The following is a 19237-nucleotide window of genomic DNA, read 5'->3' as shown; positions in this document are numbered from 1 at the left end:
ATTCCGCAAGTCTCGGTTGAGACCGGTTGAGTCCGGTCGAGTCGAAAAGGTGATCGCGATGGCGCGAGCGGAGAACAAGGAAACGGCAGGTCCGGCGACACGGCTGGTAGCCGATATCGCCCGGCAGATGCGCGTACGGAAAAAATTGACGCAAGAACAACTCGGCAGCGAACTGGGCTTCTCGGGCGCAGCGGTGAGCGCGATGGAGACCTGCGCGCAGCCCGCGAGCGACGACATGCTGGTGCAGCTGGAGCGGGTGCTCGGCGACGGGTTGGGCATCTTCGATCAGGCGCGGGAGTACGTACGGCTGGACAAGTACCCGGAGCAGTTCAAGGACTACGTACTGCTGGAGCAGAAGGCGGTGGGCCTACAGCTGTACGCGACGCTGGTCGTCCACGGCCTGTTCCAGACGGAAGAGTACGCGCGGGCGCTGATCGGCGGTGGGTACCCGCCGCTGTCCGAGCAGCGGGTGGAGGAGCTGGTCGAGGTCAGAATGGCGAGGAAGAAGCTGTTCGACCGAGAGCCGACCGCGCTGATCGAACTGATCGTGGACGAGTCGATACTGCGTCGGCCGATCGGCAACCAGGGGATCATGCGTGGGCAGTTGCGGTATCTCGCGGAGTGCGCGCGGCGACGCAACGTCACGCTCCAAGTGCTGCCGCTGGACTGCGGGTTGAGCGGCGAGCACGCGGGCTTGCGTGGCGACATGAATCTGGTCGAGACTCCAGACCACGACCACCTGGTCTTTCTGGAGATCCAGGGTGAGAGCATCCTGCTCAGCGACCCCGCAAAGGTGAGCTCACGCGCGCAGCGTTATGCGAAAATCCGGTCACAGGCCCTGGGTCCTCGTGAATCACTGGGCCTCATCGAGCAGTTGGCGGGAGACCAGGAATGAGCAGCACCCTGCGGTGGTTCAAGTCCAGCTACAGCGACGACGGCGGCGGTAACTGCATCGAAGTCGCCTTCGACTGGCACAAGTCCAGCTACAGCAGCCCCAGCGGTGGCGAATGCGTCGAGGTCGCCACCTGCCCCCACAACACCGTCCACATCCGCGACTCGAAGAACCTCGACCGCGAAGGCCCCACGTTCGCGGTCGCGCCCGACGCCTGGAAAGCGTTCCTCACCTGGGCGGGCTGAGTCCGTACGTCCGGTGCGGGGCCGGGGATTATCCCGTCCCCGCATCCGGATCGACGGATCGACTCAGTCGGCCCAGGCGCGGGTCAGGCAACGGTTCCGGGACGGATCGGCGTGGTCGGTAAAGGATGTCCGGCCGTGCAGAACGGTGTTGTTGTCCAGCACGAGGAGATCTCCTCGGCGTAGGGGCAGGCGCAGGAACTGGCTTTCGTCGCCCAGCACTTCCTCGAACGCGTCGAGCGCTTCCACCTGCGCCGACGTCAGCGGCTCGCCGACCGCTTCGTGGCCGCGTTCAATCTGGTACCGGTTGAACTGCACCTTGAGCTGACCGCCGGTCCGGGCGAAGACGGGACCGGTGCGCGCAAGGTTCTGTTCCGCGCCGAAGTGGAAGTCCTGGTAGAGCGTCGACAGGGCCCCGGGCCGATTCGCCGACAGCTGCGCGTGCACGGTGTGACCGCTGATCAGCAGGGACTCGCCCCCGCTCAACGCCGGCCTGACACACAGAAGAGCGAGGAGACGCGGAGGCCCGGGTGGCCCGGCACGGTCGGTATGCGGAGCCAGCGCCGCCTCTTCGACCGGAGCGTGAGGAGTGTTCCGTACGGTGGCGAGGAGGTCGTCCATCGGCGCGGCGGATTCCCTCGGCCGGACCGTACCCACCAGGGAGATCACCGACCGGCACAGCTCCGCGCACTCCTGATCGCTGAGCCCGTCCAGCGGAAGCCCGCGCAGAACGGCCAGCCCCGGCCCGTCACACAGGGCTGACCGGAGTCGGCGCGTCACGCCTTCGGTCAGTGCGGCGGGCCAGGACGAAGAGCCCGAAGGCAGCGGGATCAGCCAGGCGTCTTCCTCCAGCGTGGCCGGGTCCCACGCGTGAAGCCGTTCGGTGGCGACGGATCCTTCTTGCACGAACACCCACCCCTGCGTCTTGAGATCACTCGCTGACAGCGTTCCCTGTCCGAGTTCCCTGGACGACGAGCGCGAAGCACGTGGATTGGTGCGGGACCGGAGTGCACCCGGCCCCGTACCAATCCCGCACCCTCAGGCGGCCGGAGTTACTCCTCGATACGGATTACCCGTACGCCCGTGCCCCGGTACCGCATCGGGTCGAGGGTGAAGACCGGTCGCCCCCTCGGCCACTCGACCGACGGGTGGGCGAGGTACATCGCGTGCGCGCCGCTCCAGTCCGCTTCGGTGGTTTTCTGGCTACGGAGGCGCTTGCCGACCGCAGCGGCGCCCGCGAAGTCCAGCGCCGTGATGTCCACGGACGGCAGGGCACCCACGTGCTCAGCCACACCCGCCCGGTCGCTCTCCGCGACCGCGAGGCACAGCGCGGGAATGTAGATCCGTAACGTCGGGTCCTTCTCGGCCTCGACCACCAGGCGCGAAGCCATCCGGTTTCCCGCGCCGAGCGCGAGGGCGGCCGTCTCGTCGAGAACAACCGCACGCGGCAGCGGGTACGTCTCTTTCTTCACTGGACTTCCCCGATCCGTCCGGACACGACATCGGCCCAGAGCTGTTCCCCGGCCTTCTCGTCCTCTTCGGTGTAGGGCCTGCCGAGGAAGTGCTCCTCGACGTACGCCTTGGTCTCCTCGCGCCGCTGCGCCAGCTCCTCCTTCGTCGGAGTCGCACCGGCCAGCTGGGTCAGCAGATCACGCATGGTGATCCCGCGATCCCGGGCCAGCTCCTGAAGGCGGTCACGGACGGCAGGGTCGACCTTGATCGTGGTGTCAGCCATAGCGATAGTATACCTGCGGTATACCACCTCTGGGCGTTCGAGTGTGACTGTCATGGCACTCCGTTTCTCTCGATTTCTCTTGACGGAACCGGCCTCAGAAGTGAGGACCGGGGGTCTATGGGCCGCGTCCGTCAGGCGGGACCGGGCGCGGCCGACAGGGCGGGTGCGCCCAGGGCCGCGCGGACCTTGTCGCGGCCCCTGCGGGCGGCTTCGGCAAAGCCGGTGGTCGCGGGCGAGGCGGGCGGCGGCGTACAGGCTCGGCAGTCGCCGGAGGGCGCGAGCGGTACGCCGCACTCCTCGCACTCGTTCTTCGCCCGGGAGGGCGAGGGTTCCGCCGAGACGGAGGCGGCCAGGGGCAGCGGCGGGGGCAGTGGCGCGGGCAGTTTGCGGCGCAGCCGGTCGGCGAGCAGACCTGGCGCCGAGAGGACCCGCTCCGGCAGTCCCGCAGTCAGCGACGTCCGCAGCTGCGCGTCACTCGCGCCCGCCGCCCGCCACTGCTCGACCAGCGGCGCCAGCCGTACCGCTTCGGCCGCACCCAGGGCGAGCCGGTGCTCGCGGCGGCCGATGGAGAGCAGTAACTCGGTTGCGGATCGCAGCTGTTCGGGAACGGACAGCTTGGGCAGCCCCCGCCCGCCGGGCCGGTTTCCGCGCCGGGGGCACTTCCCGTACCACCGGAGCCAACTCCCGTACCGGGGAGGGAGGTTCTTGTTCCCCAGTCGTTTCTCCCGTAGGGAGCGAGCCCGACACGCCGGTGCGCTCCTCGCCGGAGGCCAGGTTTCGGCCATTCTCACCACCCCCACCAGGTCCCCCGTCCGAGTACGGGCAATCGAACACCTCGTACAGGGTGCGGAGTTGGCCATTCTCCGGGTCCTTCACGACCCGGCGCCGCAGATAGCGGGATTCCTCCAGCTCACGCAGCGATTCAGCGATCCGCGCCCGGCCCTCCTTACGCTGCTCGGCCAGCGACCGGATGGACGCGCGGGCGCCGGGCGGGAGGCTCAGGAGGTACATCAGTACGCCTGCCGCACACCACGAGATGCTGCGGTCGCGCAGAAGGACGTTGGCGAACGTGGAGAAGGCGCGCGTGGGCGTTGTACGGTAAATGCGCATCGGAGTGACGGCTCCTGGTCTCTGGTGGAAGCCGTAGCCTCCGGTGCCAGGCCCCCGGGTGGTCGCACACCGCGGGGGCAACTCATGTCTATGGACTCTGGACTGATCTCAGACCTGAAGACATCCGTGACACTAACGCCACACACAGTCACGAGTGCAAGTGCCAACGGCGGGTCCCTGCGCGGCTGTTCGATTCCCCCGTACCCGACCACCGAACCGCCCACGACCTGCGGTTACCGCCAGAACCGAAGCCCCTTCCCCGCTCCCTCGCGCCCTCCCCCGAGCGGCCGCAGTTTCACCCGCCGGAGTGATGGAACAGCAGGGTCGTCGTCATCACCGGGGCCGGCGAGCCCGAACGAATCGTCCAGGAGGTGCTGACGGCATACGGGCGGCTGGACGTACTGGTCAACAACGCAAGCATTGTGACGCGGGCATTGTGAGCAGCTGAACCGGGTCGGCCGGCCGGAGGAAGTGGCCTGGGCCATCACCCAACTCGCCTCTCCGGAAGCGTCGTTCATCGCCGGAGCGATCCTCCCCGTCGACGGCGGAGCGGTCGTGGCGTGATAGGAGTGACGAACAGGGTCGGGCAAGGGGAGAAACGGTGCGGATCGGCGAACTGGCGAAGGCGACCGGGGCGACCGCCCGCGCCCTCCGCCACTACGAGCAGGCGGAACTGATCTCGTCGGAACGCGCCCCCAACGGCTACCGCGTCTACGACGAACGAGCGGTGGTACGGGTCCGCAACATCCGCTATCTGCTGTCCGCCGGGCTCACTTTGGACGACGTACGGGTGTTCCTGCCCTGCCTGGACGGGGATGTGGCCACGGTGCCGCCCTCGCGGAAGGGGCTGCGGGTCGCGTACGAGCGGATGGCGGTCCTCAACCAGCGCATCGCGGCCCAGACTGAGGCCCGCGACCGCCTGGAATCCGCACTCCGACGAGCGGCCACGGTCCGCCCCGACGCCTGAATCCCCCGTCCCCCTGCCGGGGCCCCGGGGCGGCGTGTCATGCGGCGGGCCGGGCGGCCTTCCACGCGCGGTAGTGGCGGGTGGGGTCGTCGGTGAAGGAGGTGTGGCGGGGGCTCCAGCCCAGGAGGCGGCGGACCTTGGCGCTGGTGACGAGTTCGTCCTGGTCGGCGGCCATCTGCATCATGCCGCCTGCCTCTGCGCTCTCCAGCGCGATCTCGCCGGTGTAGCCGACGGCTCGTACGGCGGTGCGCTGCATGTCCAGGGCGGCCAGCCGCTGGTCGTCGGCGATGACGAAGGTCTCTCCGTCCACGGCGGCGGGGTTGTCGAGGATGCGGACATAGGCGTCCGCGAGGTCGTCGACGTGGACCCAGCTCCAGCGCTTGGCGGTGTCACCGTAGAAGACGGGGCTGCCCGCCTCGGCGGCGGCGAACCACTGGCCGGTCATGGAGGTGCTCGCGGGGCCCCCGTACATGAACCCGGGACGGACCACGGTGTGGGCGAGGCCGGAAGCGGCCAGCTCCTTCTCCAGCGCGAAGCGGAAGCCGATGGGGCTCTCGGGGTCTCCGGGGGGTGTTCTCGTCCATGAGAGGCAGGCCGGTGCGGCCGCAGGAGGAGATGCCGGTGGTGAACACCAGGTGGCGGCGGCGGCCGTCACGCTCCTGGGCGGCGAGCAGTTCGGCGAACAGGCGCCGGTCACCGCCGACGGGGTCGCTCATGTCCAGCAGCAGGTGGACGACCGCGTCGGTGCCGTCGAGGTGTCCGCGCCAGGTCTCCGGCTTGGCGAAGTCCCCCTCGACGGGGGTGACTTCGTCCACGGTGAGCGCGCGGGCCGCGGGGGCGGAGGTGTCGCGCGCCAGGCCCAGGACGGTGTGCCCGGCGCGGGTCAGAGCGGCTGAGACACGGCGGCCGGCGTAGCCGGTGGCGCCGATGACGAGGATCTGCATGAGGAGTGCTCCGTGTGCCGTGTCGTGCCGCGGGTCAGGCGGCGGGGGTGGTGGAGAAGAACCGGGCGAGCCGGTCAGCCGTCCAAGCCGGGTTGTCGGCCGCGAAGGTGTGCGCGGCCCCGGGGACGGTGTCGCGGCGCACGTCGGCAGCGGCTGCGCGGGCGCCCTCCAGCAGGACGTCCTGGGGCAGGCCGTGCTCACCGTTCAGGACGAGGACGGGCATGGTCAGGCGGCCACCGGCGCGGGCCGCCTGACCGTCCTGGACGAGGGTGACGTAGTGCTCGAAGCCGCCGCGCATCGCGTCGGGGCGGGTGTAGGCGCGCAGCAGGTCGGCGCGGTCGGCGGCGGTGATGCCGCCGCCGGTCATCATCGACCAGAAGCCGGACAGGTACTGCTCCTCCTTGCCGGCGGTGAGCATGGCTGCCAGGTCGCTCTGGGCGTGGAAGCCGAAGTGCCACGAGCCGCCGGTGGCGGGGTTCATGTGCTCCTCCAGGCCGTAGCCGGGCAGGAACGCCTCGCTGAGCACCAGCCGGACCACGTCGTCGGGACGGCTCTGGGCCCAGGCGTGAACGGTCATCGCACCCACATCGGTGCCGACCACGAAAGCCCGGTCGTGGCCCAGGTGCCTCAGCAGGCAGTGGAGGTCCTCGGCCTCCTGGCGCTTGGTCCAGTGACCGGCCGGGATCTGTGAGTCGCCGGATCCTCGCAGGTCGGGCGCGATGACCGTAAAGCCTCGTGCCGCGAGCAAGGGCATCAGCGCCCGCCACTCGATCCAGCTGAACGGCCAGCCGTGCACAAGGACAACGGCGGGTCCGGATCCGCCGGTCACGTAGTGGAGCCGGATCCCGTCGACATCGGCGACACCGTGCTCGAATCCGTCCGGTGCGGGTGCCCGGGGAGACATGTGACCACCTCACATTGGCTTGCTCAGCAGGCGTCACACTCCACGCCTACTTGCCTAGTCAAATATTGACCAGGCAAGCATCACACTGGTTCCTTGCCTAGTCAAATACAGTGGACGCATGGAGCCCACCGCCACAGCCACCACTGATCCACTGACTGCCGATGAGCTTGTGCTGTGGCAGAGCCTGGGACGTCTCGTCCACTCCCTGCCGCGCGTTCTGGAGGAGGACATGGCCGGGACCGGCGTGATCATGACCGAGTTCGCCGTCCTGCTGCTGCTGAGCGAGGCGCCCGACCGCCGCATGCGCATGTCCGCGCTCGCGGCGGCCTCCGGCCTCACCCCGTCGCGCATCACGCGCGTCATCGACGGCCTGTCCCGCCGCGACATGGTGCGCAAGGAACGCCACGGCGTGGACGCACGCGGCAGTGAAGCAGTCCTCACCGATACCGGGCTGCGAGCCATGCACGCGGCTCAGCCCGCTCACCTCGCCAGCGCCCGGCGCCGGGTCCTCGACCACATCCCGGCCGACCTCCTGCCGGGCATCGCCGAAACACTGGCCAAGCTCGCCGGGGGCCGGGCCCTCCCCCGGTAGCCGCGCCGTGCCGAGACGGCGGGAGGGGACCGGGGGTGCAGGAAGTGCGTGTCCGGACACTGAAGCGTGATGTGTGGCGCAGGCCGGGCCGCACCCAGGCACGAGACCCGCACGCGCCGTAAGTCATGCCGTCCGGACATGTATCTCCGGAGGCCCCGGCCCCCGCACCTCGCAGCCCGCAGCCCGCACCCCGCACCCCGCACACGCCGAAGGGCGGTGAGCACCAGCCCACCGCCCCTCGAAACACAACCCGCAACCGCGACCCGCGCAAGCGACCCGCTGCTTACGAACCGCTACTTGACGATCTTGATCCGGTCCGCCGCCGGCGGCGCCAGCGGCGCCTCCGCGCTGGAGTTCGCCTTCAGGTACGCGTTGAGCATGTCCAGGTCCGCCGCGCCGACCAGCTTGTTCTTGCCCTCACCGAGCGCCGGGAAGCCGTCGCCGCCGCCCGCGAGGAACTCGTTCATCGCGACCCGGTACGTCTTCGCCGGGTCGATCGCCTCGCCGTTCAGCTTCACCGTGTCCGTGACCACGCGGGCCGCGCCCGACTTGGTCATGTCCAGGGTGTACGTCAGGCCCTTCGAGGGCTGGAGGATCTTCGGGGACGCCTCGTTGGACCCGCTGACCTGCTGCTGGAGCGCCTTGATGACCTGCTCGCCCGTCAGGTCCACCGCGTTCATCATGTTGGTGAACGGCTGCACCGTGAAGGCCTCGCCGTACGTCACCACTCCGTCGCCCTCACTGCCCGACGCCTTGTGCACCAGGTCCGACCTGATCCCGCCCGGGTTCATGAAGGCGATCTGGGCGCCGCCCTTGTCCGCCGGGGACATGCCCGCGAGCTGGGCGTCCGCGATCAGGTCGCCGAGCGGGGACTCCGGGGTGGACGCGCCACGGCCGTTGATGTCCGCCGCGATGTAACCCTGGGGAGCCGCCGCGATCGGCGCGGCCAGCTTGTTCCAGCGCCCTATGAGCGAGGTCAGGTCCTTGGCCTTGGGCTGCTCGCGGCTGACGACGTGGTTCGCCGACTTCACGCTCGTACGCACGATGTCGTTGGTGCGACGGTCGTAGGTGAGCGTGGTGTCCGTGTACAGCTTGCCGAACGACGACGCCGACGTGACCAGTCGCGGGTTCCCCGCCGGGTCCGGGATCGTGCACGCGTATGCCTGGTGGGTGTGCCCGGTCACCAGCGCGTCGACCTTGGGTGTGATGCCCTTCGCGATGTCGCTGATCGGCCCCGAGATACCGTCACCGGCGCCGGGGCTGTCGCAGTCGTAGTTGTACGCGGTCGAGGCGGGCGAGCCGCCCTCGTGGATCAGCGCGACGATCGACTTGACGCCCTGCCGCTCCAGCTCCTTGGCGTACTTGTTGACCGTCTCGATCTCGTCGTGGAACTTGAGCCCCTTGACGCCCTCGGCGGTCACGACGTCCGGCGTGCCCTCCAGGGTCACACCGATGAAGCCGACCTTGACGCCGTTCTTCTTCCAGACGGTGTACGGCTTGAGGACCGGCTTGCCCGTCTTCTCCGTCGTCACGTTGGCGGCGAGGTACGGGAAGTCGGCGCCCTTGAACTTCTTGCCCTTCTCGTAGCACCCCCCGGTCGGGTGGCAGCCGCCGTTCTGGAGGCGGGCCAGTTCGGTGGCGCCCTCGTCGAACTCGTGGTTGCCGACGGTCGTCACATCGAGGTCGATCTTGTTGAGCGCCTCGATGGTCGGCTCGTCGTGGAAGAGGCCGGACAGCAGCGGGCTCGCGCCCACCATGTCGCCGCCCGCCGCGGTGATGGAGTACGGGTTGCCCTTGCGCGCGTCGCGCAAGGAGGTCGCCAGGTACTCGACACCACCGGCCGGGATCGTCTTGGTCGTGCCGTCGGCCTGCTTCTCGGTGACGGTCCCGGCGGAGCCCGCGGGCGCCTCCAGGTTGCCGTGGAGGTCGTTGAAGGACAGCAGCTGTACGTCGACGGTGCGGGGCTTCTGGTGACCGTGGCCGTGGCCCTTGCCGGACGCCTGGTCCTGGGCGGTGGCGGCCGGCATCGTGGCGACCAGGGCGCCGACGGTGGCCAGACCGGCGGCAGCGGCGAGCACCCGCCGGGCCGCGCGGTTCTTCTGCGGTGCTGACATGGGTCCCCTTGTGAATTGAGCGTGAGGCGTGAGGCGTGAAACGTGAGGGCGGTGCGCCGGGTTGCGCCGGATCCGCCGAGGCGAGGTGCGGGAGGCCCGGGGAGGAACCCGGGAATCTCCCAGAGGCTGCGAGCGGCAGCCTAGAGTCAACGCGCGTAGCCCAACAGGGGGTACCGGGTTACGAGCCGGTTGCCTTTCGGGGCGCCCCGCCGGTCACGGCCCGCCCGTACGTCCGCTCACGGCCCGCCCGTACGTCCGCTCACGGCCCGCCCGTACGTCCCTCTCGTACCCCTCCCGCCGTACCCCCGCCGTACCCTCGACGCATGACTGACGCAGCAGCCCGCGAGTCCGGCCGGCAGATCCAGACCCTCGACGCGCTCACCCCCGAGCAGGCCGAGGATGTCCTCGGCCTGCTCGCCGAAGCCGCCGCCACGGACGGCGTGCAGGCCGTGTCCGAGCAAGGCAGGCTCCAGTTGCGGGGCGGACACCGCCAGGGCGTACGGCACTTCCTGCTCACCGCCGACGACGAACTCGTCGGGTACGGACAGCTGGAGGACACCGACCCCATCGAGGCTCCGGCCGCCGAGCTGGTCGTGCACCCCGGGCGCCGGGGGCGCGGTCACGGCCGGGCGCTGGGCGTCGAGCTGCTGCACGCGTCCGGGAAGCGGCTGCGGGCGTGGGCGCACGGCGGGAAGTCGGCCGCCCGGCATCTGGCGCAGGTCCTCGGGCTGACCCTCTTCCGTGAACTGCGGCAGTTGCGCCTTCCGTTGAACCCGCCGTCCATCCCGGAGCCGGCCCTGCCCGCCGGGGTCACCATCCGTACGTTCGTCCCCGGGCAGGACGACGCCGCCTGGCTCGCGGTCAACGCCGCCGCCTTCGCGCACCACCCCGAGCAGGGCTCGCTGACCCAGCGGGACCTGGACGACCGGATGGCCGAGCCGTGGTTCGACCCCAAGGGCTTCTTCCTGGCCGAGCGCGGCGGCGAGCTGATCGGCTTCCACTGGACGAAGGTGCATGCCGAGGAGCAGTTGGGCGAGGTGTACGTGGTGGGCATCAGGCCCGACGCGCAGGGCGGCGGCCTCGGCAAGGCGCTCACGGCGATCGGCCTGCGGCACCTGGCGGCCGAGGGGCTGCCGACGGCGATGCTCTACGTGGACGCGGACAACACGGCGGCCGTGACGGTGTACGAGCGGCTGGGGTTCAGCACGCACGAGGTGGACCTGATGTACCGGACGGAGTCCTGACCGGGGCCTGACACGACCGCAAAGTCGCTGGCCGCAAAGTCGGTGGCCGCAAAACCGTAAGTAAGTGACGTAAGGGGCGGCGGCCTTGACGCCGCCCCTTACGTACATCACCCTTTCCCTACTTCCTTAGTGAAAGGGTGTTTGCGGGTGATCGAATACCGCATCGACCGGCGCAGCGGGGTCGCCACCTACCTCCAGATCGTCCAGCAGACGAAACAGGCTCTGCGCCTCGGACTGCTGGAGCCCGGCGACAAGCTGCCCACCGCCCGCGAAGTGGTGGAGGCCACCGCCATCAACCCGAACACCGTGCTCAAGGCGTACCGCGAACTGGAGCGCGAGGGACTGGCCGAAGGCCGGCGCGGGCTCGGCACCTTCGTACGGGGCACCCTCGGCCGCGGTTCGGCCGACAGCGCGCTCCGGGCCGAGCTGGCCGCCTGGGCCGATCGCGCACGGGCGGAAGGCATGGACAAGGACGACGTGACCGCGCTCTTCACATCCGTGGTCGAGGAAAGATTCAAAGGGGACGGCGCATGACAGTGACGGCGATCGAGGCGACGGGCCTCGGCAAGCGGTACGAGACGCGCGGAAGGCGGCGCGAGAGCTGCTGGGCACTGAGCGACTGCTCCTTCCGTCTTCCCGTCGGACGCGTCTGCGCCCTCGTCGGGCCGAACGGTGCCGGCAAATCCACCCTCCTCGCCCTCGCGGCCGGGCTGCTGCCTCCCACTGAGGGCTCCCTCCGCATCCTCGGCACCGACCAGGGGTCCGCCCGCGCGCGCCTCGCGTATGTCGCCCAGGACAAGCCGCTGTACCCACAACTGACGGTCGGTGAGACCCTGCGCATGGGCAGCGAGCTGAACCCGGGGAGCTGGGACGCGGAGACCGCCGAGCAGATCGTCGAAGACGGCATGCTGGATCACGGATGCCGGATCCGTACGCTGTCCGGTGGCCAGCGCACCCGCATCGCCCTTGCCCTCGCGCTCGGCAAGCGCCCTGAACTGCTCCTGCTGGACGAGCCGATGGCGGATCTCGACCCGCTGGCCCGCCAACAGCTGATGGGCATCGTGCTGGCCGGCGCGGCGGAGCACAACACCACCGTCGTGATCTCCTCGCACGTCCTCACCGAGTTGGAGGATGCCTGCGACTTCCTGCTGCTCGTCGACGGCGGCCAGGTACGCCTCGGCGGCGAGATCGACGACCTCATCGACGCGCACAGGCTGGTGACAGGGCCGGTAAGGGACCTGTCACCGCACACCGTCGTCGAGTCGCGTGCGACAGGGCGCGGGTTGACATCGCTCATCCGGCCGGAAGGACCTCTGGACGACGGCTGGCAGACGGACGCCCCCTCACTCGAAGAACTGCTGCTCGCGCATCTGCGCTCGCCCGACGCGCCCATCATGCTCACGCCCAGCGCGCGGTCCCTGACGGCGGTGGCCGCGTGAACATGTCCACCTCGCGCATCCCGGAAGGGCTCACCGCTCTCATGTCCCGGATCCCGGAATGGCCGGCCGCGCTCACTCCGCGCGGCCCGGCCTGGCTGGCGATACGTCAGCACCGCTTCGTACTCCGGATCGTCCTCGCGCTGACCGTCACCGGCGCACTGATCCTCATCCACCACCGGATCTCGATAGGGAAAGCGGCGGCCGCGTTCGCGGCCACGGGCTGCTCCACCTCGTACGAACCGGTGAAGTGCGACTACTACCTTCGGGAGTATCCGGACAGTGAAGAGGCATTCCACGCACTGCTGCAAACGTCGGCCTTCTGGATCATGGTGCTGCCCATCGCGATCGGCGCGTTCGTCGCGGGACCGCTGATCGCCCGGGAGATGGAGTCGGGGACGTACAGACTGGCCTGGACCCAGTCCGTCACGCCCGCGCACTGGCTGGCCGCGAAACTGCTGGCGGTGGCCGCCGCGGCGCTGGGGTGCGTCGCACTGCTGACGACCGTCCAGTCCTGGGCCTGGGCGACGGGCCCGAGGGACTATTACGGCTTCCCCTGGTGGGACTCGTTCACCTACGCCTCGATCGGCATCGTCCCTCTCGCCTACACGGCGCTCGGCATCGCGGCGGGCGCGCTCGTCGGCCTGCTGGTGCGGCGTACGGTCGCGGCGATGTCCCTCACCGGGCTGGCGGTGAGTGCGGTGCTGATCGTCCTCGGCGCGGCGCGAAGCATTCTGTGGCCGCTCGTCACGGTCACGAACAACGATGTCCCCGAAGAGGCCGATGGCGGCTGGCGGATCGAGGAAGGCCTCCTGACCGCTTCGGGCAAACGGCTTCCCACCGACTTCTGCGAGTCGAGTCCGGACGTCGGGCGGTGCATGGCGGACCACGGTGTCAGCGGCAGGTACCTCGACTATCACCCCGACCCACACTTCTGGCCGCTCCAGATCGTGGAATCGGGCCTCGTCCTGGCCCTGGCGGCCGCCGCCTCCTATGGAGCGTTCCGAGTCCTCCGCAGCCATCACGGCTGAGCCGCGGTTCACCGCGCGGCTCCCCGAGAGTCGGGTATGACACCCTCGGGGAGCCGCGCGGCCCCTCGGGAAGCACGAATCCATGGTGTGACGTCTCCGGGGAGCCCCGCCCCGCTTTCCTTCACGTCATGTCGCCGTTACCGGCCATTCAGAAGAGATTGCGACCCTCTCTGAATGCAGCCCGCTGTGCCCCCCATTCCGAACGGCATCCCGAACGGCAGGACCAACGGCAGGACCAATGGCAGGGTCCACCTCACCCCTGCTCTCTCCGACGCGCCTGTCTCGCCCTCCGCGCGGAACAATAGGGACATGAGCCAGCAGCCCGCCGAGGTACCGGTCCAGCACTCCCAGCACCCTCAGCAGCCATCCGTCGGTTTCATAGCCGCCCACCGGCCCCATACGGTCGCCTCGCGCGGAGGTTCCGACCTCGAACCCGATCTCGACTCGGACCTCGACGCGTACGAGGAGGACGGTGGCCCGCACGGCACCGAACTGCCCCAGGGGCGGTTCCTCGACCGCGAGCGCAGCTGGCTCGCGTTCAACGAGCGGGTTCTGGAGCTGGCCGAGGATCCGACGACACCACTCCTCGAACGGGCGAACTTCCTCGCGATTTTCGCGTCCAACCTGGACGAGTTCTTCATGGTCAGGGTGGCCGGACTCAAGCGGCGCATCGCGACCGGAGTGGCCACCCGCTCCGCGTCCGGCCTCCAGCCCCGCGACGTACTGGACCTGATCTGGACCCGCTCGCGCGAGATCATGGCCCGGCACGCCGCCTGCTACCAGCAGGACATCGCCCCCGCCCTCGCCGACGAGGGCATCCACATCATCCGCTGGCCCGAGCTGACCGAGAAGGAGCAGGCCCGCCTCTTCACGCTCTTCCGCCAGCAGATCTTCCCGGTCCTCACGCCCCTCGCGGTCGACCCCGCGCACCCCTTCCCGTACATCTCCGGCCTCTCCCTCAACCTGGCCGTCGTCGTTCGCAACCCGGTCAGCGGCCACCGCCACTTCGCCCGCGTCAAGGTGCCGCCGCTGCTGTCCCGCTTCCTGGAGGCCTCACCGCAGCGGTACGTACCGCTGGAGGACGTCATCGCGGCCCACCTGGAGGAGCTGTTCCCCGGGATGGAGGTACTGGCGCACCACATGTTCCGGGTCACCCGCAACGAGGACCTGGAGGTGGAGGAGGACGACGCGGAGAACCTCCTCAAGGCGCTGGAGAAGGAACTCATGCGGCGTCGCTTCGGCCCGCCGGTGCGCCTGGAGGTCGAGGAGTCCATCGACCCGTACGTCCTCGACCTGCTGGTCCGCGAGCTGAAGGTGTCCGACGCTGAGGTCTATCCGCTGCCCGGACCGCTGGACCTGACGGCGCTGTTCGGGATCTCGGCGCTGGACCGGCCCGAGCTGAAATACCCCAAGTTCATCGCGGGCACGCACCGTGACCTCGCCGAGGTGGAGTCCGCGTCCGCGCCGGACGTCTTCGCCGCGCTGCGCGAGCGCGACGTCCTGCTGCACCACCCGTACGACTCGTTCTCCACCTCCGTCCAGGCCTTCCTGGAGCAGGCCGCGGCCGACCCGGACGTACTGGCCATCAAGCAGACGCTGTACCGGACGTCCGGCGACTCCCCGATAGTGGACGCGCTGGTCGACGCCGCCGACTCGGGCAAGCAGGTCCTCGTCCTCGTCGAGATCAAGGCCCGCTTCGACGAGCAGGCCAACATCAAGTGGGCGCGCAAGCTGGAGGAGTCCGGCTGCCATGTGGTGTACGGCCTGGTCGGGCTGAAGACCCACTGCAAGCTCTCGCTGGTGGTCCGGCAGGAGGGCGACATCCTGCGCCGCTACAGCCATGTCGGCACCGGCAACTACCACCCGAAGACGGCCCGGCTGTACGAGGACCTCGGCCTGCTCACCGCGGACCCGCAGGTCGGCGCGGACCTGTCCGACCTGTTCAACCGGCTGTCCGGCTACTCCCGCCGGGAGACCTACCGCCGGCTGCTGGTCGCCCCGAAGTCCCTGCGCGACGGACTGATCTCCCGTATCAACAAGGAGGTCGCGCACCACCGCGCGGGCCGCCCCGCCTATGTCCGTATCAAGGTCAACTCGATGGTCGACGAAGCGATCATCGACGCCTGTTACCGGGCCTCGCAGGCGGGCGTACCGGTCGACATCTGGGTCCGCGGCATCTGTGCCGTACGCCCCGGGGTCGCCGGGCTCTCCGAGAACATCCGGGTGCGCTCGATCCTGGGCCGCTTCCTGGAGCACTCGCGGGTCTTCGCCTTCGGCAACGGCGGCGAGCCCGAGGTCTGGCTCGGCAGCGCCGACATGATGCACCGCAATCTCGACCGCCGTATCGAAGCGCTGGTCAGGGTCGTGGACCCGGCCCACCGCGCGTCCCTCACCCGGATGCTGGAGACCGGGATGTCCGACACCACCTCCTCCTGGCACCTCGGCGCGGACGGCAACTGGACCCGGCACTCGACGGATCCGGACGGCCAGCCGCTGCGGCACGTACAGGAAATGCTCATAGACGCCCGGAGGCGCCGGCGTGCAGCACCATGAAGTGGACACCGACCGGCTGACGGCGGGGGAGGTACTGGCGGGGTATCTGCACTCCCGCGCCGGTGACTTCCTGCGCAGCCTGCGGCAGTACGGCGAGAGCGGCTCGGACACGGCCGCGGCCGAGGCCGCGGCCCGTGCGCTACGGGGCGCGGCCCGCAGAATCGGCGGCGGGCTGCATACGTTCCGGCCGCTGCTGGACCAGGGCTGGGCGGATCAGCTCCGTACGGAACTGGGCTGGCTCTCCGGCACCCTGGCCCAGGAACACGCCTGTACGAACCGGCTGACCCGGCTGCTGGGGGCGCTGGCGCGGCTGTCGGGCGAGGCGCCGTCCGGACCGGGTTCCGCGTCGATGTCCGCGTCCTCCGCGTCCACGTCGGCGTCCGCTTCCGTGCCGGCCACCGCTTCGTCCGTTCCGTCCGCGCGTACGGAGAAGGAGGCCGCGGCACGGCCGACCGGTCCCCTGGCCGTCGGGGCGTCCCGGGCCGGCGCGCTGCTCGAACGCCAGCTGACCCTGGCCCGGACCCGCTCCCACTCGGCGGCGCTCCAGGCGCTCGGCTCGTCCCGCTTCCACGCGGTGGCGGACGCCGTGGCCGTACTGGCCTCCGAGGTACCACTGGCACCCGTCGCGGGCGCCCCCGCCGCCGAACTGCTGGCCGGGCCGGGCGCGGCCGCCGAACGGCAGCTGCTGGATGCCGTGGCCGCGCTGCCGCTGGCCCGCGCCGCGCATCCGTACAACGCGGAGGCCCTGGTCAGCGGGTTGGCCACCGCATCGGACGGGGAGGCGCAGGACACCCCCTGGCACCAGGTACGCCACCTGCTCCGGCTGCACCGGTACGCGCAGGAGGTGTGGTGCGCCGACGGCCCCGATCCACTGCTGGCCGGCGCGGTCCAGGCCCTGGACCGGCACCGCGACGCGGCCGAGGCGGCGGCAGCGGCGGCGAACGCGGCCCGCACGCCCCGCATCGCCCCGGCGACGGCGTACGCGCTCGGGGTTCTGCACGCGGACCAGCGCCACGAGGTGGAGGCGGCGCGCTTCGCGTTCCAGCAGGTGTGGCAGAAGACGACGGTGGGCGCGATGGGTTCGGTCGGACCGGTGGGTTCGGTGGGCTCGATTGGTTCGGTGACCGCGCCATGACCGGGGCGGAGCCCCCTTCGGGCGCCTCGGACAGACCGGGCCCGGTGCTCGCGGCGGGCTGCGTGCTGTGGCGCCGGTCGCCATCCGGCTCCGGCATCGAACTGGCCCTGGTGCACCGGCCCAAGTACGACGACTGGTCCCACCCCAAGGGCAAGCTCAAGCCGGGAGAGACGTTCGAGGACGCGGCGATACGTGAAGTGCGCGAAGAGACCGGCATGACCTGCGCCTTGGGCTCCACGCTCCCCACCGCCTGGTACCTGGTCGACGGCGTCCCCAAGGAAGTCCGGTACTGGGCGGCCGAGGCCACCGGTGGAGCGTTCACGGCGAGCAAGGAAGTGGACCGGATGCTCTGGCTTCCTCCCACGGCCGCCCAGGAGCGCCTCACCCACGAGAGGGACAAGCAGCTCGTAACGGTCCTGACGGACGGATGACCCGGCGCCGGCGTGCGGTCATGAGGACTGCTCGCCCCGGGGGAACATGGCCAGCCCTTCCAGGTGAGCCTGATGGACCGCCTCGGCGGCGAAAAGGTACGCGTCGAGCAGTCGCGCCACCTGCGCGAGTCGACAGAAAACCCAGGCGTCACCCTCCAGGTCCAGTCACAGCAGCGAGCACCCCGAACTGACCGCAGACAGCGGACCGGCGGGAGGGGGCCGGGGTCGCAGGAGGTGACGTGTCCGGACGTAAAGCGTGATGTGTGGCGTACGACAACCCGCACCCGGAAAACGAACCCGCACACGCCGTAAATCATGCAGTCCGGACATGCGCCTCCGGAGGCCCCGGCCCCCGCACCCCCAACGGCGCGCACCAAACCGCACCCCCACCCGCGACCACGCCGGACGGCGCACCACACCCGCACCCGCCACCACGCCGGACGGCGCAGCGCACCCGCACCCCACAGAGACACCGCACCCCCGCCGGACGGCGCACCACACCCGCACCACCCGCCACCCGGCGCCCACTCCCGAACCTCAGCCGTCCGACGAGGTTCACCCGCCGTTCACTCTCCCCCGTCGGCCGATTCACCTGATCTGCCTAATTTCGGCCTTACACGGTGACGGTCACCGCACCGCACCGGCCACCCCGATGCACGCCGCCGTACAACAACCGAAGACCCCGGCGGCTCCTGGAAGGAACACCCGAAGTGAAGCTTCAGCGCAAGAACGGGCTGCGCGCCACCGCGCTCGGTGCCCTCGCCGTCTCCGGCGCCCTGGTTCTCACGGCGTGCGGCTCGGACGACAACACCGGCGGCGACCCCGGGAAGAAGGCCTCGGCCGCGTCGAAGGCCGTGTGTGACGACGCCAAGGGCCAGCTGCTGGCGTCGGGCTCCAGCGCCCAGAAGAACGCGATGGACCTCTGGGTCAAGAACTACATGACGACCTGTACCGGTGTGGAGGTCAACTACAAGTCGTCCTCCTCCGGTGAGGGCATCGTCGCGTTCAACCAGGGCACCGTGGGCTTCGCCGGTTCCGACTCGGCGCTCAAGCCCGAAGAGGTCGCGGAGTCGAAGAAGATCTGCAAGGGCGGCCAGGGCATCAACCTGCCGATGGTCGGCGGCCCGATCGCGCTCGGCTACCACCTCCAGGGTGTGGACAACCTGGTCCTCGACGCCCCCACGCTCGCCAAGATCTTCGACAGCAAGATCAAGAAGTGGGACGACCCGGCGATCAAGGCCCTCAACCCCGACGCCAAGCTCCCGAGCAAGCCGATCCAGGCGTTCCACCGCTCCGAGGACTCGGGCACCACGCAGAACCTCGGCAAGTACCTGGGTGCCGCGGCCCCGTCCGACTGGAAGTACGAGGCCGAGAAGAAGTGGCCCGCCCCCGGCGGCCAGGCGGCTTCCGGTTCCTCCGGTGTCGCGAGCCAGGTGAAGCAGGTCGACGGCTCGATCGGTTACTTCGAGCTCTCCTACGCCCACTCGCAGAAGATCCCCACGGTCAAGGTCGACACGGGCGCCAGCGCCCCGGTCGAGGCGACCTCCGCGAACGCGTCCAAGGCCATCGCCGCCGCCAAGATCAAGGGCACCGGCAAGGACCTGGCGCTCGACCTCGACTACGCCACCAAGGCCGACGGTGCCTACCCGATCGTCCTGGTGACGTACGAGATCGCCTGCGACAAGGGCAACAAGGCCGAGACGCTGCCGACGGTGAAGTCCTTCCTGAACTACACCTCCAGCGCCGAGGGCCAGAAGCTGCTCTCCGAGGCGGGCTACGCCCCGATCCCGGCGGAGATCAACGCCAAGGTGCGCGAGACGGTCAAGTCCCTCTCGTAACACCCGTGACGGCCGCCGGCCCGGTGCCGGCGGCCGTCCCCCATCCGGTGCACCGCCGCCAGGGGAGTC

20 protein-coding genes and 1 pseudogene are annotated in these 19237 nt (G+C 69.8%); 13 read left to right on the top strand and 8 right to left on the bottom strand.

The window, feature by feature from the left end; all coding sequences use genetic code 11:
* Window positions 1–58: 58 nt before the first annotated feature.
* Together ACIOJD_RS32335 and ACIOJD_RS32330 are read left to right on the top strand one after the other, a co-directional pair.
* Window positions 59–895 (top strand): Scr1 family TA system antitoxin-like transcriptional regulator, encoded by an 837-nt coding sequence (locus tag ACIOJD_RS32335; RefSeq protein ID WP_401919808.1) that lies wholly within the window; start codon window positions 59–61, stop codon window positions 893–895.
* Window positions 892–1137, top strand: coding sequence for a DUF397 domain-containing protein (locus ACIOJD_RS32330; RefSeq protein ID WP_401919806.1), 246 nt, complete (start codon window positions 892–894; stop codon window positions 1135–1137). Before ACIOJD_RS32335 ends, ACIOJD_RS32330 begins: the two co-directional genes overlap by 4 nt.
* 63 nt (window positions 1138–1200) lie before the next feature.
* Here the strand turns inward: ACIOJD_RS32330 and ACIOJD_RS32325 are convergent, their stop codons facing one another.
* The 4 genes from ACIOJD_RS32325 to ACIOJD_RS32310 all read right to left on the bottom strand — a co-directional run bounded on the left by ACIOJD_RS32325 (window position 1201) and on the right by ACIOJD_RS32310 (window position 3654).
* Entirely contained in the window at window positions 1201–2040 is an 840-nt protein-coding gene (locus tag ACIOJD_RS32325) for a TauD/TfdA family dioxygenase (RefSeq protein ID WP_401919805.1), read from the bottom strand.
* Window positions 2041–2186: 146 nt separating this feature from the next.
* On the bottom strand, window positions 2187–2606 hold the full coding sequence (locus ACIOJD_RS32320) for a hypothetical protein (RefSeq protein ID WP_401889707.1): 420 nt from the start codon (window positions 2604–2606) through the stop codon (window positions 2187–2189).
* Window positions 2603–2869 (bottom strand): hypothetical protein, encoded by a 267-nt coding sequence (locus tag ACIOJD_RS32315; protein WP_401919804.1) that lies wholly within the window; start codon window positions 2867–2869, stop codon window positions 2603–2605. The genes ACIOJD_RS32320 and ACIOJD_RS32315 overlap by 4 nt, the downstream gene beginning before the upstream one ends.
* Before the next feature lie 131 nt (window positions 2870–3000).
* Window positions 3001–3654 carry a hypothetical protein gene (locus ACIOJD_RS32310; protein ID WP_401919802.1) on the bottom strand — a complete coding sequence of 218 codons (654 nt, stop codon included), beginning with the start codon at window positions 3652–3654 and terminating at the stop codon, window positions 3001–3003.
* 769 nt (window positions 3655–4423) lie between these two features.
* Here ACIOJD_RS32310 and ACIOJD_RS32305 point away from each other — a divergent pair.
* Window positions 4424–4543: pseudogene (locus tag ACIOJD_RS32305) on the top strand (SDR family oxidoreductase); the annotation flags it as partial.
* Window positions 4544–4580: 37 nt separating this feature from the next.
* Window positions 4581–4946 (top strand): MerR family transcriptional regulator, encoded by a 366-nt coding sequence (locus ACIOJD_RS32300; RefSeq protein WP_401919801.1) that lies wholly within the window; start codon window positions 4581–4583, stop codon window positions 4944–4946.
* A gap of 37 nt (window positions 4947–4983) precedes the next feature.
* Here ACIOJD_RS32300 and ACIOJD_RS32295 read toward each other — a convergent pair whose 3' ends face one another.
* The 3 genes from ACIOJD_RS32295 to ACIOJD_RS32285 are packed head-to-tail and all read right to left on the bottom strand — an operon-like array spanning window position 4984 to window position 6794.
* A complete protein-coding gene (locus ACIOJD_RS32295; protein ID WP_401919800.1) occupies window positions 4984–5418 on the bottom strand; it encodes an NAD-dependent epimerase/dehydratase family protein in 435 nt (144 codons plus the stop codon).
* The gene (locus tag ACIOJD_RS32290; RefSeq protein WP_401919798.1) at window positions 5336–5890 is read right to left on the bottom strand and encodes an SDR family oxidoreductase; all 555 of its coding nucleotides are present in this window, start codon (window positions 5888–5890) and stop codon (window positions 5336–5338) included. The genes ACIOJD_RS32295 and ACIOJD_RS32290 overlap by 83 nt, the downstream gene beginning before the upstream one ends.
* Before the next feature lie 34 nt (window positions 5891–5924).
* Window positions 5925–6794, bottom strand: coding sequence for an alpha/beta fold hydrolase (locus tag ACIOJD_RS32285; protein ID WP_401919797.1), 870 nt, complete (start codon window positions 6792–6794; stop codon window positions 5925–5927).
* A 118-nt stretch (window positions 6795–6912) separates the two neighbouring features.
* Between ACIOJD_RS32285 and ACIOJD_RS32280 the strand changes: the two genes are divergently transcribed.
* Window positions 6913–7386: a MarR family winged helix-turn-helix transcriptional regulator gene (locus ACIOJD_RS32280; protein ID WP_401919795.1), complete on the top strand. Its 474-nt coding sequence runs from the start codon at window positions 6913–6915 to the stop codon at window positions 7384–7386.
* Window positions 7387–7679: 293 nt separating this feature from the next.
* On the opposite strand, the gene ACIOJD_RS32275 is transcribed toward ACIOJD_RS32280, so the two are convergent.
* The gene (locus tag ACIOJD_RS32275; RefSeq protein ID WP_401919793.1) at window positions 7680–9500 is read right to left on the bottom strand and encodes a bifunctional metallophosphatase/5'-nucleotidase; all 1821 of its coding nucleotides are present in this window, start codon (window positions 9498–9500) and stop codon (window positions 7680–7682) included.
* A gap of 323 nt (window positions 9501–9823) precedes the next feature.
* On the opposite strand from ACIOJD_RS32275, the gene mshD reads away from it, so the two are divergent.
* From mshD to pstS, 8 genes are all read left to right on the top strand, one after another.
* Window positions 9824–10744: a mycothiol synthase gene (mshD, locus tag ACIOJD_RS32270; protein ID WP_401919792.1), complete on the top strand. Its 921-nt coding sequence runs from the start codon at window positions 9824–9826 to the stop codon at window positions 10742–10744.
* Window positions 10745–10891: 147 nt separating this feature from the next.
* Window positions 10892–11278, top strand: coding sequence for a GntR family transcriptional regulator (locus ACIOJD_RS32265; RefSeq protein ID WP_401889724.1), 387 nt, complete (start codon window positions 10892–10894; stop codon window positions 11276–11278).
* Window positions 11275–12183 carry an ABC transporter ATP-binding protein gene (locus ACIOJD_RS32260; RefSeq protein ID WP_401919791.1) on the top strand — a complete coding sequence of 303 codons (909 nt, stop codon included), beginning with the start codon at window positions 11275–11277 and terminating at the stop codon, window positions 12181–12183. Before ACIOJD_RS32265 ends, ACIOJD_RS32260 begins: the two co-directional genes overlap by 4 nt.
* Window positions 12184–12185: 2 nt before the next feature.
* Window positions 12186–13211 carry an ABC transporter permease subunit gene (locus ACIOJD_RS32255; RefSeq protein ID WP_401920009.1) on the top strand — a complete coding sequence of 342 codons (1026 nt, stop codon included), beginning with the start codon at window positions 12186–12188 and terminating at the stop codon, window positions 13209–13211.
* Between the two features lie 309 nt (window positions 13212–13520).
* Window positions 13521–15764 carry an RNA degradosome polyphosphate kinase gene (locus ACIOJD_RS32250; protein ID WP_401919789.1) on the top strand — a complete coding sequence of 748 codons (2244 nt, stop codon included), beginning with the start codon at window positions 13521–13523 and terminating at the stop codon, window positions 15762–15764.
* Window positions 15751–16899 (top strand): CHAD domain-containing protein, encoded by a 1149-nt coding sequence (locus ACIOJD_RS32245; protein WP_401919787.1) that lies wholly within the window; start codon window positions 15751–15753, stop codon window positions 16897–16899. The genes ACIOJD_RS32250 and ACIOJD_RS32245 overlap by 14 nt, the downstream gene beginning before the upstream one ends.
* The gene (locus tag ACIOJD_RS32240) at window positions 16896–17330 is read left to right on the top strand and encodes an NUDIX hydrolase (RefSeq protein WP_401919785.1); all 435 of its coding nucleotides are present in this window, start codon (window positions 16896–16898) and stop codon (window positions 17328–17330) included. Before ACIOJD_RS32245 ends, ACIOJD_RS32240 begins: the two co-directional genes overlap by 4 nt.
* 710 nt (window positions 17331–18040) lie before the next feature.
* Entirely contained in the window at window positions 18041–19168 is a 1128-nt protein-coding gene (gene pstS, locus ACIOJD_RS32235; RefSeq protein ID WP_401919784.1) for a phosphate ABC transporter substrate-binding protein PstS, read from the top strand.
* Window positions 19169–19237: the final 69 nt, after the last annotated feature.

This window comes from Streptomyces sp. NPDC088116 (assembly GCF_044741745.1).
Lineage (GTDB): Bacteria > Actinomycetota > Actinomycetes > Streptomycetales > Streptomycetaceae > Streptomyces.
Note: the sequence above shows the minus strand (reverse complement) of the source record. Positions and strands in the feature narration are given on the sequence as shown.

What these genes read in the sequence shown, in the direction of transcription:
- ACIOJD_RS32330 (WP_401919806.1), top strand. Translation starts at nt 892, where the DNA reads ATGAGCAGCACCCTGCGGTGGTTCAAGTCCAGCTACAGCGACGACGGC.
- ACIOJD_RS32255 (WP_401920009.1), top strand. Translation starts at nt 12,186, where the DNA reads ATGTCCACCTCGCGCATCCCGGAAGGGCTCACCGCTCTCATGTCCCGG.
- ACIOJD_RS32315 (WP_401919804.1), bottom strand. Translation starts at nt 2,869, where the DNA reads ATGGCTGACACCACGATCAAGGTCGACCCTGCCGTCCGTGACCGCCTT.
- ACIOJD_RS32285 (WP_401919797.1), bottom strand. Translation starts at nt 6,794, where the DNA reads ATGTCTCCCCGGGCACCCGCACCGGACGGATTCGAGCACGGTGTCGCC.
- ACIOJD_RS32260 (WP_401919791.1), top strand. Translation starts at nt 11,275, where the DNA reads ATGACAGTGACGGCGATCGAGGCGACGGGCCTCGGCAAGCGGTACGAG.
- ACIOJD_RS32310 (WP_401919802.1), bottom strand. Translation starts at nt 3,654, where the DNA reads ATGGCCGAAACCTGGCCTCCGGCGAGGAGCGCACCGGCGTGTCGGGCT.
- mshD (WP_401919792.1), top strand. Translation starts at nt 9,824, where the DNA reads ATGACTGACGCAGCAGCCCGCGAGTCCGGCCGGCAGATCCAGACCCTC.
- ACIOJD_RS32335 (WP_401919808.1), top strand. Translation starts at nt 59, where the DNA reads ATGGCGCGAGCGGAGAACAAGGAAACGGCAGGTCCGGCGACACGGCTG.
- ACIOJD_RS32280 (WP_401919795.1), top strand. Translation starts at nt 6,913, where the DNA reads ATGGAGCCCACCGCCACAGCCACCACTGATCCACTGACTGCCGATGAG.
- ACIOJD_RS32275 (WP_401919793.1), bottom strand. Translation starts at nt 9,500, where the DNA reads ATGTCAGCACCGCAGAAGAACCGCGCGGCCCGGCGGGTGCTCGCCGCT.
- ACIOJD_RS32240 (WP_401919785.1), top strand. Translation starts at nt 16,896, where the DNA reads ATGACCGGGGCGGAGCCCCCTTCGGGCGCCTCGGACAGACCGGGCCCG.
- ACIOJD_RS32250 (WP_401919789.1), top strand. Translation starts at nt 13,521, where the DNA reads ATGAGCCAGCAGCCCGCCGAGGTACCGGTCCAGCACTCCCAGCACCCT.
- ACIOJD_RS32290 (WP_401919798.1), bottom strand. Translation starts at nt 5,890, where the DNA reads ATGCAGATCCTCGTCATCGGCGCCACCGGCTACGCCGGCCGCCGTGTC.
- ACIOJD_RS32295 (WP_401919800.1), bottom strand. Translation starts at nt 5,418, where the DNA reads ATGTACGGGGGCCCCGCGAGCACCTCCATGACCGGCCAGTGGTTCGCC.